The organism is Staphylococcus sp. HMSC072B07 (assembly GCF_001815505.1).
In the GTDB taxonomy this organism is placed as follows: Bacteria; Bacillota; Bacilli; order Staphylococcales; family Staphylococcaceae; genus Staphylococcus; species Staphylococcus simulans.
In genome coordinates, this window is record NZ_KV820919.1 from 1 (window position 1) to 15,479 (window position 15,479).

14 protein-coding genes and 1 riboswitch are annotated in these 15,479 nt (G+C 36.8%); of the genes, 8 read left to right on the forward strand and 6 right to left on the reverse strand.

Going from position 1 to position 15,479, the window contains the following annotated elements; translation table 11 throughout:
* The first annotated feature begins 484 nt into the window (after nucleotides 1-484).
* The 3 genes from arcA to HMPREF3031_RS08940 all read left to right on the forward strand — a co-directional run bounded on the left by arcA (nucleotide 485) and on the right by HMPREF3031_RS08940 (nucleotide 4,324).
* Nucleotides 485-1,720 carry an arginine deiminase gene (arcA, locus tag HMPREF3031_RS08930; RefSeq protein WP_002479926.1) on the forward strand — a complete coding sequence of 412 codons (1,236 nt, stop codon included), beginning with the start codon at nucleotides 485-487 and terminating at the stop codon, nucleotides 1,718-1,720.
* Nucleotides 1,721-1,987: 267 nt separating this feature from the next.
* Nucleotides 1,988-3,412, forward strand: coding sequence for an arginine-ornithine antiporter (arcD, locus tag HMPREF3031_RS08935; protein ID WP_002479925.1), 1,425 nt, complete (start codon nucleotides 1,988-1,990; stop codon nucleotides 3,410-3,412).
* A 240-nt stretch (nucleotides 3,413-3,652) separates the two neighbouring features.
* Nucleotides 3,653-4,324: a Crp/Fnr family transcriptional regulator gene (locus HMPREF3031_RS08940; protein WP_002479924.1), complete on the forward strand. Its 672-nt coding sequence runs from the start codon at nucleotides 3,653-3,655 to the stop codon at nucleotides 4,322-4,324.
* Between the two features lie 81 nt (nucleotides 4,325-4,405).
* Here HMPREF3031_RS08940 and HMPREF3031_RS08945 read toward each other — a convergent pair whose 3' ends face one another.
* From HMPREF3031_RS08945 to HMPREF3031_RS08970, 6 genes are all read right to left on the reverse strand, one after another.
* Nucleotides 4,406-4,858 (reverse strand): arginine repressor, encoded by a 453-nt coding sequence (locus tag HMPREF3031_RS08945; RefSeq protein WP_002479923.1) that lies wholly within the window; start codon nucleotides 4,856-4,858, stop codon nucleotides 4,406-4,408.
* Between the two features lie 248 nt (nucleotides 4,859-5,106).
* Nucleotides 5,107-6,135 (reverse strand): ThiF family adenylyltransferase, encoded by a 1,029-nt coding sequence (locus tag HMPREF3031_RS08950; RefSeq protein WP_002479922.1) that lies wholly within the window; start codon nucleotides 6,133-6,135, stop codon nucleotides 5,107-5,109.
* The gene (locus HMPREF3031_RS08955; protein WP_002479921.1) at nucleotides 6,135-6,902 is read right to left on the reverse strand and encodes a thiazole synthase; all 768 of its coding nucleotides are present in this window, start codon (nucleotides 6,900-6,902) and stop codon (nucleotides 6,135-6,137) included. The genes HMPREF3031_RS08950 and HMPREF3031_RS08955 overlap by 1 nt, the downstream gene beginning before the upstream one ends.
* 1 nt (nucleotide 6,903) lies before the next feature.
* A complete protein-coding gene (thiS, locus tag HMPREF3031_RS08960; RefSeq protein WP_002479920.1) occupies nucleotides 6,904-7,104 on the reverse strand; it encodes a sulfur carrier protein ThiS in 201 nt (66 codons plus the stop codon).
* Nucleotides 7,088-8,221 carry an NAD(P)/FAD-dependent oxidoreductase gene (locus tag HMPREF3031_RS08965; RefSeq protein WP_002479919.1) on the reverse strand — a complete coding sequence of 378 codons (1,134 nt, stop codon included), beginning with the start codon at nucleotides 8,219-8,221 and terminating at the stop codon, nucleotides 7,088-7,090. Before HMPREF3031_RS08965 ends, thiS begins: the two co-directional genes overlap by 17 nt.
* Nucleotides 8,214-8,786 carry a thiamine phosphate synthase gene (locus HMPREF3031_RS08970; protein WP_002479918.1) on the reverse strand — a complete coding sequence of 191 codons (573 nt, stop codon included), beginning with the start codon at nucleotides 8,784-8,786 and terminating at the stop codon, nucleotides 8,214-8,216. Before HMPREF3031_RS08970 ends, HMPREF3031_RS08965 begins: the two co-directional genes overlap by 8 nt.
* 85 nt (nucleotides 8,787-8,871) lie before the next feature.
* Nucleotides 8,872-8,983: riboswitch (TPP riboswitch) on the reverse strand.
* A 275-nt stretch (nucleotides 8,984-9,258) separates the two neighbouring features.
* On the opposite strand from HMPREF3031_RS08970, the gene HMPREF3031_RS08975 reads away from it, so the two are divergent.
* The 5 genes from HMPREF3031_RS08975 to HMPREF3031_RS08995 all read left to right on the forward strand — a co-directional run bounded on the left by HMPREF3031_RS08975 (nucleotide 9,259) and on the right by HMPREF3031_RS08995 (nucleotide 15,326).
* A complete protein-coding gene (locus tag HMPREF3031_RS08975; protein ID WP_002479917.1) occupies nucleotides 9,259-10,092 on the forward strand; it encodes a trypsin-like serine peptidase in 834 nt (277 codons plus the stop codon).
* Between the two features lie 415 nt (nucleotides 10,093-10,507).
* Nucleotides 10,508-11,056, forward strand: coding sequence for a hypothetical protein (locus HMPREF3031_RS08980; protein ID WP_002479916.1), 549 nt, complete (start codon nucleotides 10,508-10,510; stop codon nucleotides 11,054-11,056).
* 196 nt (nucleotides 11,057-11,252) lie between these two features.
* A complete protein-coding gene (gene nagA, locus HMPREF3031_RS08985) occupies nucleotides 11,253-12,407 on the forward strand; it encodes an N-acetylglucosamine-6-phosphate deacetylase (RefSeq protein WP_002479915.1) in 1,155 nt (384 codons plus the stop codon).
* Between the two features lie 340 nt (nucleotides 12,408-12,747).
* The gene (locus HMPREF3031_RS08990) at nucleotides 12,748-14,541 is read left to right on the forward strand and encodes a purple acid phosphatase family protein (RefSeq protein ID WP_037556196.1); all 1,794 of its coding nucleotides are present in this window, start codon (nucleotides 12,748-12,750) and stop codon (nucleotides 14,539-14,541) included.
* A 92-nt stretch (nucleotides 14,542-14,633) separates the two neighbouring features.
* Nucleotides 14,634-15,326, forward strand: coding sequence for a putative periplasmic lipoprotein (locus HMPREF3031_RS08995; RefSeq protein ID WP_002479913.1), 693 nt, complete (start codon nucleotides 14,634-14,636; stop codon nucleotides 15,324-15,326).
* Nucleotides 15,327-15,479: the final 153 nt, after the last annotated feature.

The following is a 15,479-nucleotide window of genomic DNA, read 5'->3' on the forward strand; positions in this document are numbered from 1 at the left end:
GCCGACAAGTCCGTAGGACTTTGTCGACAGTCTGTGAAAACCACACCGTGGTTTTCTTTTTTTATGCAGTTTGGTACAATTTTAAAGTTTTGTAAAGAAGCGGTTATTTAATCAAATACGGGTAGAGCCACATAAGGAGGGATTTATATTGGACCTTTATGCTGGTTCTTTTTTTATGTCTCAAAATACTAAGACTGAGATGCATTGTTAAAAGGGCCACACTGACACGGTTTATGAAACATAATGTATATATTCTCTAAAAAATGAATAAAATTTTTTCTTTGGGATTTAAAGCACATTAAATTCGCTTATTATTCATAGTTTATACATGTAAACCCCATATAAATGTATTAAATATACAGAAACATGTAATGAATAAAAAGATAAGTGTGAAAAGTACAACAGTTGTAATGTGATTTAATTCACATGAGTATCATTTGAAAGGGCTTACAATATAGATAAATAAAACAAGGAGGTTTCACAAATGAATGAACATCCAATTAAAGTAAACAGTGAGATCGGTAAATTAAAAACGGTATTACTTAAACGACCTGGTAAAGAATTAGAAAATTTAGTACCTGAGTATTTAGGAGAATTATTATTTGATGATATCCCGTATTTAAAAGTAGCACAAGAAGAGCATGACAAATTTGCACAAGTGCTACGTGACGAAGGCGTAGAAGTGCTTTATTTAGAAAAATTAGCTGCAGAAGCCATTGAAGATCCAAAAGTACGTGAACAATTTATTGAAGATGTATTAGCGGAATCTGAAGATACATTATTAGGCCATGAAGAAGAAGTAAAAGAGTTATTCGAAACATTAAATAACGAAGACTTAATCGAAAAAGTAATGGCAGGTGTTCGTAAAGAAGAAGTAAGACAAGACCATGCACACTTAGTAGAGTATGTGGACGATTCTTATCCATTCTACATGAACCCAATGCCAAACCTTTACTTCACACGTGACCCACAAGCGTCAGTAGGTAATGGTATGACAGTTAACCGTATGTTCTGGCCAGCACGTCGCAGAGAGTCTATCTTCATCACTTATATTTTAAAACATCACCCAAGATTCAAAGATGCTGATATTCCAGTATGGTTAGACAGAAACTCACCTTACAACATTGAAGGTGGAGACGAATTAGTTCTTTCTGAAGAAGTAATCGCAATCGGTATCTCTGAAAGAACATCAGCACAAGCGATTGAAAAATTAGCACGTCAAATCTTTGCGAACCCAGATTCAAAAATCAGAAAAGTTGTTGCGATTGAAATCGCGAATACACGTGCATTCATGCACTTAGACACAGTATTCACAATGATTGACTATGATAAATTCACAATCCACTCAGCTATCGAGAAAAAAGGTGAAGACATGAATATCTTCACACTTGAACCAACTGAAGATGGCAAAGATATCACAATCACACGTACACACAATTTAAAAGAAACATTAAAAGACGCGTTGAATTTAGACCACATCGACTTCATTCCGACAGGTGACGGTGACCGCATCGTAGGACCTCGTGAACAATGGAACGACGGATCTAACACATTAACAATCCGTCCAGGTGTCGTTGTTACTTACGACCGTAACTATGTATCTAACCAATTATTACGCGACAAAGGCATTAAAGTTATCGAAGTAACAGGTAGTGAATTAGTTCGCGGACGCGGGGGCCCACGTTGCATGAGCCAACCGTTATACCGTGAAGATATCTAATTCTAAAGTATACAGTGCTTTAAGTGATAAGGATTGCATCAATAGAGGCAGTTTAGCGTCATCACTTAAAGCCTGGCTTTAGATTGAATACTGCTTTGACTTAATTTGATACCTATTCACGGCGACATGTTTGTACATGGCCTATGATTTTGGAAATAGCAAGAGGCGCAGGCCCTTTAAAACAATTAAAGCAGTATAGCGTCAAAAAATAAATAAATTGACAACACATGCTTTGAGAGAGTCTCAAGCATTAAAGGAGTTTTGAAGATGAGCGGAGAACAAAGTAAACTCAGTAAAACGGCTTTAATCGGTCTGGTCGTTGGTTCAATGATCGGCGGCGGCGCCTTTAATATTATCTCTGACATGGGCAGCAATGCCGGCGGATTAGCAATTATCATCGGATGGATCATTACAGCTGTAGGTATGATATCACTCGCATTTGTATTCCAGAACTTAACAAATAAACGTCCTGATTTAGACGGCGGTATTTACAGTTATGCACGTGCCGGTTTCGGTGACTTCGTCGGTTTCTCCAGTGCATGGGGATACTGGTTCGCAGCATTCTTAGGGAACGTTGCATATGCCACGTTGCTGATGTCAGCAGTCGGCAACTTCTTCCCGATATTTAAAGGCGGCAACACACTTCCAAGTATTATCGTAGCCTCCATTTTACTTTGGGGTGTACACTTCCTGATTCTGCGAGGCGTAGAAACAGCAACCCTAATCAACAGTATTGTCACAGTTGCCAAGTTAATTCCTATCTTCCTAGCGATTGTATGTATGATCGTCGCATTTAACTTTGACACGTTTATGGCCGGTTTTGCAGGAATGAAAGGCAACATCGCATTACCAATCAACTTCTCAAACATTATGGAACAAGTGAGAGGTACAATGTTGATTACAGTATGGGTATTCACTGGTATTGAAGGTGCGGTTGTATTCTCAGGCCGTGCTAAAACGAAGAAAGATGTGGGTACAGCTACAGTACTCGGTCTATTGATTGTATTAGTGATTTACTTCTTATTAACTGTACTTGCACAAGGTGTTATCGAACAAAATCAAATCTCTGAATTAAGCAGTCCATCAATGGCAGCTTTACTTGCTCACATCGTCGGCCCATGGGGTTCAGTTGTGACAAACATTGGTTTAATCATCTCAGTACTTGGAGCTTGGTTAGGTTGGACATTGCTTGCTGGTGAGTTACCATTCATCGTCGCAAAAGATAAAATGTTCCCGAAATGGTTTGCGAAACAAAACAAAAATGGTGCACCAGTCAATTCACTCCTAATCACAAACATCTTAGTACAACTGTTCTTAATCAGTATGTTATTTACAGATAGTGCGTATCAATTCGCATTCTCACTCGCATCCAGTGCGATATTGATTCCATATGCATTCAGTGCATTCTATCAGTTCAAATATACATTGCAGTATGATCGTAAAAGCAACCTACAAATGGCAATCGGTATTATCGCTTCTATCTATGCGGTATGGCTCATTTACGCAGCAGGCGTGGACTACTTGCTACTGACAATGTTGCTATATGTACCTGGTCTGTTCGTTTACTGGATTGTACAACGCAACAAAGGTATCAAATTCATCACAAGAGACTACATTTTAATGGGATTCATTGTCATCTTTGCCATTCTTGGTTTAATAAGATTGTTCAGTGGCGCAGTAAGTGTCTTCTAATTACTGACGCATGAAATCCTGACAACAGATAAAGAAATGGCAGCCTGCAGGACCTCGCTACATCCTGTAAGCTGCCTTTCTATCTGTATACATAAGAATGTGTGTGCGAACGCAATATGATACAATAAACACGTTGCACATGTTGAAAAAAGGGCAGATATTTCAGCTGTCTCAATTAATAAAAACTATATTTTCAACACACATTCATGAAAAAGAGAGAAAGAGATGAGGTGAACGTGTATGAGCAATAGTACTGAAGATTATCAAGCGTCGATTCAAGCATTATCGAAAATATTAGAGGTACCATCAGGGCTGCTCGTTCCTCATCTTTCTGAGATTTATGTCAGGAACTATGAAAAAGGGCAAGTGATTTATTATCAAGGATCAGAAGCGGATAGTATCTATGTATTATTAGAAGGTTATGTATCAAGAGAAATGTTGAACGAAAACGGTGACGACTATTTAATGTTGAACCGACCGATTAATATGTTTCCTTTAAATCATTTATTCCATTCTGATCATTACCATGAATCATGTACAGCGCTCACAAGCAGCTTGATTGTCAGAGTACCTAAAAATGTCATTGAATATTTATGTAAAAACCACGAAGATACGTTTATTAAAATCTTTGATTTATTACGTACAGAAGCCAACCAAAACATTGAACGTAATATGGCTTTACTTGGTCGTAATGCCGAACAAAAGGTGATAAACACATTGCGCGTAATGTGCGAAACGGTAGGAAACGATCAAGGTGCTTATTACGAACTAGATAAGATTATGACTGTGACACTGTTAAGTGAGTTAGCAGGTGTATCAAGAGAAAAAGCCAGTCATGTGATCAGAGATTTAAGTAAACAAAATTTAGTGTTAAAAAATCATCAAACTTGGACTGTAAGTAAGTCCTTGTAGAAGAAGAGAGAAGCGGCATCCTTACTTTTGAACAAAGTAATCATGTCGCTTCTCTCTTTTCATTTATCTTTATTTAGCTCATCAAGGCTTCAATAATAAGTATTTCACATATTCTGCTTCTTCATTTGATTTCATTAACATCATAATAACATCATTACCACTGACTGTGCCCAAAACATGCGGCAGTTGCATTTGGTCAATACAGTAATTGATGGTACGGGCAAATCCCGGTTCTGTTTTAATTAGGATATAGCTGTCTTTAACGATAATAGAGTTAATACTATCGTCGCGATATTTCTTGAAAGCTTCACGAAAGCTGTTTGCTTCATTTTTTTCTGGTAATACATAATAAGAAGGGGCTGAGCCATTCGGAACTTTCGTCACTCTTAAATGTTGTAAATCTTTTGCGACTGTGGTCATACTGAAAATTAAATTGTATTGCTCTTCCATGATTTCAGCTAACTCACGTACTGTAGAAATCTTGTTATTCTTTAGTAATAATTTAATTAAATCAAGACGTTTCTCTCTTTCCATATCCTCATCCCTTAAATTAATAATTATACAGTATTATTGTATTCTATAAGTTAAGTGAACTCAAATCATTTTTGCTTATTTAACAATATTATCGCAAAGTGCTTTGAATAAATGAAAGAACTTGTTTGTAAGTTAGAAGTAATATTGAGATTAAATAATTAAAGTTTCTTAATAACTGAACGCCTTATTCAGTAAAAAAGAAGTGTACACGCGTTTTAGGTGTACACTTCTATTGTGTGGTTTCATTGTTATTTTACTGCTTTTAATAAAGTGCGATAAAGTGTTTCTGCAGTGTCTTCATCTTCAATATGATGAACATTCATGCGGCCATCTTTAAAGAGTGTGGCTTCATAACCGTCTACATTTAAAAGTTTGACGTAAGGATTCGCTTTAAGAATTTGACCTGGGAATAAGTCAGCGTTGTCAAAATGATCAGGTTTGAAGCGGAAGACGAATGTATCCCCGCAACTGCCTTCGATGACGTTTGATTGACGTTTACCTAGATATTCGTAATTACCTTGTGCACAGACTGTGCAATTAGGGTTTTTGAAGCGGCTGACATCCATAGATTGTTGTTTGACTTCAAAGGGTGACACCGTAATGAGTTTGCCAGAGAAGCCTGTGCCTGATACATAACGCATCAGCTCCGCAATCTGATAACTCACGACCTGCATAATGACAGGTGGTATCACACCATTAATTGCACAACTTTCTGCAGTTTCAGGTGTTTCTTCCATAAAACAACGTAAACAAGGACCTGTATAATCAATCGCATAGACAGAACCCTTACCTCCAACAGCTGCACCATAAATCCAAGGTAAATTTAATTTATGACAAACTTCATTAAATAAGAAGCGAATCGCAAAATGGTCCATTCCATCTAATAAAATATCTGGATTAATATCTTGAATCATCGTTTCAATATTTGTTGAAGTGATTTCTTCATAGATAGGATCTACTTCTACATTAGAGTTAATAACTTTTAGTTTATCTGCTAATGCATAGACTTTCGGACGCATTTCTGTGACATCTGTTTCATCATAAAGTGTTTGGCGATGAAGGTTGGTTAATTCAACAATATCCATATCGACGATGGTTAATTTGCCGATACCCATACGCACAAGTTGTTCAGCTATATGACTGCCAAGGGCACCCGCACCCATGACTAATACATGTGTGTGTTCAAGGTTGTGTTGACCTTGTGCGCCAAAAGGCGCAAAGCGTGTTTGGCGGCTATAGCGTTCGTTGAATTCTGGTGTTTCTGACGGTGTAGGCATTATAAGAATCCTAAACCTTCGGTAGGGCTTGATGCTTGTGCAGTATATTTAATTGGGATACGGCCAGCTTCATAACTTAAACGACCTGCTTCAACACCAAGTTTCATTGCTTCTGCCATTTTTACTGGATCTTTGGCACGTGATACAGCAGAGTTTAATAAGATACCATCTGCGCCAAGTTCCATCGCTTGTGCCGCATCTTTCGCTGAACCAATACCTGCATCAACGATAATCGGTACATTTGAATTCTTAATAATATAGCTTAGGTTTAATGGGTTGTTGATACCACGGCCTGTACCTATAGGTGAAGCTAAAGGCATTACCGCATGAACACCTAATTCTTCTAAACGTTTGGCTAATACTGGGTCTTCAGAGATATAAGGACATACAATGTAGCCACGTTCTAATAAAATTTTACATGTTTCATACGTCGCAATCGGATCAGGTAGTAATGTTTCATCGTCACCGATAATTTCGACTTTAATCATGTCGCAAACACCTGCGTGTTTTGCGATTTCTGCGATACGAACAGCTTCTTCAACTGTTTTCGCACCAGCTGTATTAGGGAACGTAACGAAGTCTTTTAAGTTAACGTTCGCAAGGGGGTTCGGTAAGTTTTTGTCATAGAGATTCATACGACGTACCGCAAATGTCAGTACGTTTGTACCTGAAGCTTCGATAGCTTTCGTTTGTACATCTTCATTTTCAAATTTTCCTGTACCGAGTAATAATCTTGATTCCATTTCATAAGGTCCAATTTTTAACATATTATCCGCCTCCAACAAATTCTAATAGTTCTAAACGATCATCTTCGCGTACGATTTGGTTTGCGAAGTCTTCACGTTGTATTAAGTTTTGGTTATGTTCTGCGATGACACGTTTTTTGTCGAGTTCTAAATGATCTAAAATATCTTGAATTGTGACTTCAGTATCGAATGTGAACGGATCACCATTAATGATGCACTTCATGTTTCTCCCTCCTTAATTCAAATTGAAAGGGTTCGAGTGTTTGTGGACGATGTCCAGTCGCAACCCATTCGGCCATTAATTCACCGATAACAGGTGATAATAAAATACCATTACGGTAATGGCCAGTGATAATCCATAATCCTTCTTGTACTTCATCCATAATCGGCTGTTCTTCTTTAGTCCATGGACGAATACCTGACCAGTATTTGAGTTCTTTGCTTCCCGCAAGTTCAGGCACACGTTTAATCGCTTCTTCTAATAACCATGTTTTACCTTGTTCAGATACACCGACAGAGTAATCATCAAAGTAGCTTGTTGCGCCGATTAAGAAACGATGCGGGGGTTTAGGTACGATATAGCATCCGTTAGTCATAAATAACGTTTGTTTTAAATCTAAGTCTTCATTTTCAACGAGCAAGACTTCGCCTTTAACGCCGCTGACTGCTTCTTGAATGTCTGGTTGTTCTGAGACATTGCCAGCCCAAGCACCTGTAGCTTCAATTACTTTATGTGCTTTTGTTAAAGTGCGACGTCCGTTACGCTCTGCCTCAATATCATAACCTTCACCGACACGATGAATTGCGGTTACGTTCGTGTGTGAGAAGCGATCAATATTTGGTGCGTTTTCGAGTGAAGCATGAAGCGCCTTAGTATAATGATTGGCATTGATTTGATGATCGTGCGGCACAAACATCATGGCTTCTGTACTTTTAACTAAATGATTGGTCAGTAATGCTAAATCAGTATCTGATAAATCTTGAACATCCTCATCATGTGAATGAAGAAATGCATATTGTTGTTTCAATGATGGGACATCTTCTGTTTGAGTGGCTAACTTAATCAGGCCATTTTGTTGGTACTGAATATCAATACCTGTTTCTGAAAATAAGTCTGTACTTAATGCGTTGAACTTAGCACGGGATGTAAGTGCTAAACGAAAGAGGGGGCTATCCTCTTTAAATTCATTTTGTGCACCTAACATACCGCCTGCTTTATAAGAGGCATGTTTGCCTTCGATATCACGGTCGATTAATGCGATAGATAAACCACTGTCTTTTAAATGTCTTGCGATAGACATTCCGATGACGCCTGCTCCGATAATGGCTAAATCATACATAATGTTCACCTTCCTTGAGGGTGCGAAGTGTTTGTATATCATGTTGTAAGAAGAAAGAAATGGCTGCGATACCACTAAAACCATGCGACACTTGTGATAAGGTATTTTCGTTAATACCGCCAAGTGCGATGGTAGGCATATCTACTTGTAAGGCATCTGATATTTCAGATGGCGTACGTGGCGGTAAACCTGGTTTAGAACCGGTCTCGAAAAGATGACCGAATAACACAAAATCTAAGTGATGATTTTTAGCGGATTGAATTGTATCTTTATGATGTGTAGACATGCTGACACATGCATCTGGATACTTGTTTTTAAATTCAAAGGCACGCTCGTCCATCTCTTTAAAATGAATACGCTTTAAATCAAAATTTTCAAATAGTTTTATATTGGAATGCGCAGTGATTTTAGCTTTAGGAAATCCAGCATCTAGTAAGCGTTGAATATCCGTAGCTTGAGTTGCTTGGTCAGTACGTACAATTAAACAGTCAATCACAGGCGCTATTTCAACATATTGAGCTATGGTTGTTTTTGTGAGTTCATATGGCGTTATCGCGACCCACACGATGGATTCACCTTCTTTAATCAATAAGTCGCAAGAAAAGCGAAATAAAAAAACGCTATTTCCATATAAGAAAATAGCGCATTAAACGTACAATACGCCACTTTCCTACGCTAGTATAAACTAGATCAGGTTCCAAGAATTTCCTTATCATACATAAGGATCTCAGCCTGTAGGAACAGGCACTTCCAGTGGACTTATTGAAATTATTTGATTCATAGTATTTCAGGAAGTCATCATATTCAATACTTTAACTAATCGTGTAGCGAGGCGTTAACGTATTGGACTGACTTTTTCATTCTTGAAATATAACTTCCTTCTATATACAAACACATCATAAATCACTTGCATTAAAATTGCAATAGCGAATCGCTTTCATTGTAGGTTTTTACTGCTTACAAGTAAGACTATTGAAACAAGCAAATACAGCCGTTAATACGTGTGATACAATGAGAAAAAACATAAGGGGATATACATGAAACATATATTCAAAAGTGCAGTTGTATCACTTGCGGTTGTGGCTAGTTTAACTTTAACAAATACAGAAACGTTAGCAGCAGGTAGCTATTATTATAATGGGATGACGGATTATAATGCGTCTAAAGCTTATCCTAAAACAAAGCGAATTTCTAATAATGATGTACAAATTAAACACATCGCAAATGCATACAAAGGAAAATATAAAGCAGTAGGACGTATTAGTAATAAAGATGGTTGGAAAGGTAAAGGTAAAGACAGTATGGGGACAGGGACTGTTATAGGACCTTATACATTAATTACCAATGCACACGTGATAGATGATGCTAAAGGTGCGGCAGCTAATCCTAAATATATTACGTTTGATTTAAATCGCGATGGTAAGGCAAAAACTTATACTTTCCACGCAACAAAAGTAGTTAAAGTACCTGAAGCAGATGTCGCATTAGTCTATACCAAAGAAAAGCTGACGAACTACACACAAGCATTACCTCTTGCGTCGAATTCACAAATCAACAACTTAACTTATAATCGCAATCTCTATTCAGTAGGTTATCCATGGCAAAATGGAGATAATACAAAATCCTACTGGAGTAAATTAAAATTCATACAAAAATCTTCAAACGGAACAGAACTACAAACCAAAGATAAATTCCGTGCAGGTGCTTCAGGATCAGTCATGGTTGATGGTAATTATCGTATCTATGGATTACGCACATACGGCTATAACCTCTGGGGTACATCACCTTATAATTACGCCAAAGTTGAAATGGCAGGCGGAGAAGCGTTAAATGGATCAACAGGAAGTTTTGTGAGAAGTCATATTAGATAGACTTTAAATACAATCTCTTTAAAAGTGTGAAATGAGTCGCACGGATTAGGGGGATTGTGTTTTTTGTTTTTTATTTACCTAGTTTGATTCAATTTCGTAAAAAAGATGACAATTATTTTACCTAAATAGTAAAATTAAAATTCAAGTTGTATATGGAATTAAGAATTGAACCGTAGTATAATTATATTAATAAATATCTAGGGGAACTAGTGAGTGCTTCAGTGTTTAAATATAAGGAAGGGCGGTATCAACTATGAAAAAATCTTTAAAATATCTACATCGTATGCCTTATTTTGCTGGGGTTCAGCCGTCTTAGCGTAATGACTTTATAACTATTCAGCGAAGTTATAAATAAGTAATTAATAATCGAGGACGCTTAAAAATATAAATCTATACTTCAAAGGAGAACATCAAGATGACTACGGCAGATAATAATTTAGTTCCTAAGTATAATGAGGAAAAAGGTAATGAAATTTTTCCAGTGAAAACACCATTAGAAAGATTAACAGCTATTGAAAATAAATTTGAAATTTTAGCACTTGACGTTAAAAATATCCAAATAGAACAAGCAAGAACAACCCAACATTTAAGTAACATACAAGAAAATTTTAAAATAGAATCCGAAAATGTAAAAGAAAGATTTAATGGAGTTAATCAACGCTTCGAACAGGTGAATCAACGATTTGACCAAGTAGATAAACGTATTGATCAAGTAGATAAGCGTTTTGAACAGGTAGACAAGCGCTTTGAACAAGTAGACAAACGATTAAAAGAGATGAATAATGAAACGAATCAAAACTTTAGTGAAGTTAAACAAGCAATAAATAAATTAGATGAGAAGTTTGAATCTAGATTAGAAAACAAGTTTTGTACATGGAAAAAAGAAATGATAACTACCATTACAATATCTTGTACTATAATCGGAGTCATTGTATCGTTGTTCAATTTTTATATCGTTCATTAATTAGTACTTTAAAAATTAAAGATTTAGAAAGCAGTAAACATCATGAGTGTAAGACAAAAACATTGAGTGATACGGCAGAAGTCTGACAGGCTTCTGCTTTTTTTGATGTTTTGTTATGAAATTAATTTTCAAGTTTGGGGCGCTGTTATGTGTTAAAATACCAATGGTATATATTATGAATAAAGAAGGTTAGAAAATGACTGAATATGTAGTGACAAACGGTAAAGTTTATACAGAAACAGGTGTCTTAGATAAAGGTTATGTGAAAATTTCTGATGGCAAAATTTCAGAGGTTGGTCATGGTGATTATCAAGGAAATCTAGAAGTAGTGGATGCACAAGGACAATATGTTTTACCTGGGTTTATTGATATTCATATTCATGGTGGGTACGGACAAGATGCGATGGATGCTTCCTTTGACGGATTGAAACATTTAGCTGAATCGTTACTTTCTGAAGGTACTACATCTTTCCTTGCGACAACAATGACACAATCAGTGGAAAACATCGATCGTGCCTTAGAAAATATTGTGGAATATAAAGCAGTTCAAGATAAAGAAAATGCGGCTGAAATTGCAGGAGTTCATTTAGAAGGTCCGTTTATTTCAGAACATAAAGTAGGCGCCCAAAACCCTAAATATGTACAACGTCCTTCAGTAGATGCGATTGAACACTTCCAAGAGAAAGCTGACGGTAATATTAAAGTGATTACCTTTGCCCCAGAAGTAGAAGGTGCAAAAGAAGTTCTAGAAAAATTATCCGACCAAATTATCTTTTCTATGGGTCATACTGTTGCGACATTTGATGAAGTGAATGAAGCAGTAGAACATGGCGCAAAACATGTCACTCATCTTTATAATGCAGGAACTCCATTTGAACATCGTGCGCCTGGACAATTTGGTGCGGCATGGACCAACGACGGTATCCATACAGAACTAATCGCAGATGGTATTCATTCACATCCAGCATCAGTTAAAATCGCTTATACAATGAAAGGCAATAAACGATTCTACTTAATCACAGATGCGATGCGCGCAAAAGGTATGTCAGATGGCGAGTATGATTTAGGCGGACAAAACGTTATTGTCAAAGGCTCAGAAGCGCGATTAGAATCAGGTGCTTTAGCTGGCAGTATCTTAAAAATGAATGACGGCTTACGCAATATGCTTACATTTACTGGTGCATCACTCGAAGAAATGTGGCGTGTAACAAGCCTAAATCAAGCCATTGCGTTAGGTATAGACGCTCATAAAGGCAGCATTAAAGAAGGCAAAGATGCAGACTTAGTCTTATTAGATCAAGACATGCATGTCAAAACAACAATTAAAAACGGTCAAGTTCATAACTATTAATTTATAGTTAGAGGCACTCGTATTTAAAACGGGTGCTTTTTTTATTTGTGTTTTTTGATGTCTACAATTAGATATATAACGTCGTATAATAATGTGTTTCATTATAAAAATCACATACAGTATACCCATGTATAGTTGTTTTAGTTATTGTTTATACTTTTGTTTAAATAGAATTTACAAACCAAACACCAACTTAATAATAGCTTAAAGATTGCTTGCTACAATTTGTGTTGAGAGGAAGTAAAGGTCTATTGAAGACAGATATCACGGTGTCTTTTAATTTTGGGACTTCCTTTAAATTTCAACCTATTTTGGAGGTAGCGCATTGAAGAATATCAAGATGACTAAGATTGTAGCAGGAAGTATGGCAAGTTTAATGCTTTTATTATCAACAGGGGCAGCACAAGCAGATGCCAGCGGCCAACCAGCGCCACAAGCAGCACCGCAAGCGCAACAAGCACATCAACAACAACAAGGTATTAAATTATTAAATAAGAAACCAAAAGTAGCACCTGTTAAAAAGAAAAACAGTCCGAACCGTATTATGACAAACTTTAATGGTGATACTAAAACAGAAATGGGCTTCAACTGGTTTACAACAGATAAAGCTGAAGCACCACAAGTTTGGGTCTCAACTTCAAAGAATATGAAAGACGCGAAAACATTCACAGCTAAAGCAGAACAAGTGGACTCTCAATACATAGAAAGAGATCATTCAGGCCACTTCATTTTCGCTGATGTGGAGAAAGATGATAATGGTGAGCCAGTCAAAGATGAAAATGGCAAACCAAAAATTAAAGGTTATTACACAGATAAAGGTGCAGGCGGTCCAGAATGGACAAGCGGTGATCAACACGGTAAAGCATCTTTAATGAACGTGAAAGAATATAACTATAAAGCACAAGCAACAGGCTTAAAACCAAATACAACATACTACTACCAAGTTGGTAGTAAAAAAGGCAAACAAAGCCAAGTCGGTACATTCAGAACATCTGGTAACGCAGGTGATCCATTCAAATTCGTACAATATACGGATACACAAAATGCTTACTGGAACGAACACGTACGTAACGAAGCGAAATTCGGTGCAAACACAATCGCTGAAGCAATTAAAACAGCAGGTAATCCAAACTTCGCATTGCATACAGGTGACTTCGTAGAGAACTCACAAGTTGAAGATGAGTGGAATGACATTTATGACCAATCTCGTCCATCATTCATGTCTTTACCAGTTGCAGCAGCAGCAGGTAACCATGATGAATATGCATTCGATGAGAAGAACAAAAAGTTATTAGATCGTTTCAACCGTCACGTGAACGTACCTAAAGCAAATAACGCAGTCAACGGTGGTTCATACTACTCATTTGACTACAACGGAGCACACATGGTTGTCGCAAATACAAATGACAACAAAAAAGGTGAAGATAATCCAGAAGGTAAAGCCATTGGTAAAAAACAAATGGAATGGATTAAACAAGATATCAAAAAAGCACGTGAAAACGGCTCAAAATGGGTTATCTTAAACTTGCATAAACCAATGTACTCTAAGTCTTACCATGCCTTAGAAGATGAAGACATTAAGAAATTACGTGAAGAATTAACGAAAGAAATCGATGATTTAGATGTGGATTTAGTATTACAAGGACATGACCACGTACTCGCTAGAACTAAAATGTTACAGCATACTTCAACAAAAAATAGCTTCGTAAACGCTAAAATTGAAGATGCAAAACAAGTTAAAGGTGAAGATGGTGTCACATATTACGACAATCCAAAAGGTTCAGTTTACGTGTTGCCAAACACAGGTGGTACAAAAGCTTATGATGATATCTACAGCAAACCATTAGAACATATCAAGAAAATTCGTCCGAAATTGAGCTGGTTAACTGAAGCACAACGTCAAGAATACAACAACTTATTCGCAGTAGGTGAACAACCTCAAAAAACAGATGCGTTTAACGATAGCCATGAAAATAACCGTGACTCATCAGCTCAAAACTTCTCAGTTTATGAAGTGAAAGGCGACAAATTGATTGTGAAAATCTATCAATTAAACGGTGACATCAGTAAAGGCGAACAAAGAACAGTTAAGTTAATCGACCAATTCGGTATTTCAAAAACTGACAAAAAATAATAACTGTTGATAGCTTTAATTAAGTCATTTGACTCAGGTAGGGACTCGTAAATCATACGAGTCCTATACCTTTATACATAGGAGGCAACAAAATGAAGAAATTTTTAACATATACTGCGGCAGTCGCAAGCTTGAGCTTATTATTAACAGGATGCAGCGATCAACAAGAGAAAAAGACAAGTGACGCTAAAGCACAGACACAACAAAATCAACCAGCCTCAAGTTCTAAAGACATTAAAATAAACAAAGAGAAATTATCTAGTCAAGAACAAGCAAAATTAAAAGAAGAAGTGATGAAGTGGGCAGACAAACGTGCTAATCAACAAGGTTTAGCAGCTTCTAATCGTTATTTTGGAGCAGGGGAAATTTCAACAGGAGACTGGTATGCGATGACACCTAAAGGTGAGCTGCAAGTCAGTAATCAAAATGAACCAGGCCCTAAAGCTTTTGAACGTCATAATTTAGTAGGCGTGGTATTTTATCACTCTAACCAAGGTGTAACAGGATTTGATGAGAAAGCGAAAGATTTATCTAATATAGAAGGTTATCGTAATGTGGCAGATTTAAATCAACCCATCACAAAATACTTATTCGCAGATGACGGTAAAGTTTACGAATGCCAATTTAAACCGAGTCAACAAGTAACATTGTCTTCAGGGTTTGCGCCAAAAGACCATAATGACAAAGATCCTAACTTAAGACCAGACGAGTTATTTAAACCGACTGAAGATGAAACTGCGACAGAATTAATGAATCAATTGATTAAGCAATACGGTAAACAATGATGTACAAATATGTGCATAAGCTTTAATAATTTTGTTTAATTTGTACATATTTAAAATAAGAAAGTCATAGTAATATACAGAATAGAAGTTGATTTCTTATAAGTACCCTAATGAATTGAAATGCTAAAATTCCCAAGCGAACGATTGCCGCTT

Excerpts from the sequence above, each read along its gene's own strand:
- HMPREF3031_RS08990 (WP_037556196.1), top strand. The coding sequence starts at position 12,748 with ATGACTAAGATTGTAGCAGGAAGTATGGCAAGTTTAATGCTTTTATTA.
- arcA (WP_002479926.1), top strand. The coding sequence starts at position 485 with ATGAATGAACATCCAATTAAAGTAAACAGTGAGATCGGTAAATTAAAA.
- HMPREF3031_RS08975 (WP_002479917.1), top strand. The coding sequence starts at position 9,259 with ATGAAACATATATTCAAAAGTGCAGTTGTATCACTTGCGGTTGTGGCT.
- HMPREF3031_RS08955 (WP_002479921.1), bottom strand. The coding sequence starts at position 6,902 with ATGTTAAAAATTGGACCTTATGAAATGGAATCAAGATTATTACTCGGT.
- HMPREF3031_RS08940 (WP_002479924.1), top strand. The coding sequence starts at position 3,653 with ATGAGCAATAGTACTGAAGATTATCAAGCGTCGATTCAAGCATTATCG.
- HMPREF3031_RS08950 (WP_002479922.1), bottom strand. The coding sequence starts at position 6,135 with ATGCCTACACCGTCAGAAACACCAGAATTCAACGAACGCTATAGCCGC.
- arcD (WP_002479925.1), top strand. The coding sequence starts at position 1,988 with ATGAGCGGAGAACAAAGTAAACTCAGTAAAACGGCTTTAATCGGTCTG.
- nagA (WP_002479915.1), top strand. The coding sequence starts at position 11,253 with ATGACTGAATATGTAGTGACAAACGGTAAAGTTTATACAGAAACAGGT.
- HMPREF3031_RS08980 (WP_002479916.1), top strand. The coding sequence starts at position 10,508 with ATGACTACGGCAGATAATAATTTAGTTCCTAAGTATAATGAGGAAAAA.
- HMPREF3031_RS08965 (WP_002479919.1), bottom strand. The coding sequence starts at position 8,221 with ATGTATGATTTAGCCATTATCGGAGCAGGCGTCATCGGAATGTCTATC.
- HMPREF3031_RS08945 (WP_002479923.1), bottom strand. The coding sequence starts at position 4,858 with ATGGAAAGAGAGAAACGTCTTGATTTAATTAAATTATTACTAAAGAAT.
- HMPREF3031_RS08995 (WP_002479913.1), top strand. The coding sequence starts at position 14,634 with ATGAAGAAATTTTTAACATATACTGCGGCAGTCGCAAGCTTGAGCTTA.
- thiS (WP_002479920.1), bottom strand. The coding sequence starts at position 7,104 with ATGAAGTGCATCATTAATGGTGATCCGTTCACATTCGATACTGAAGTC.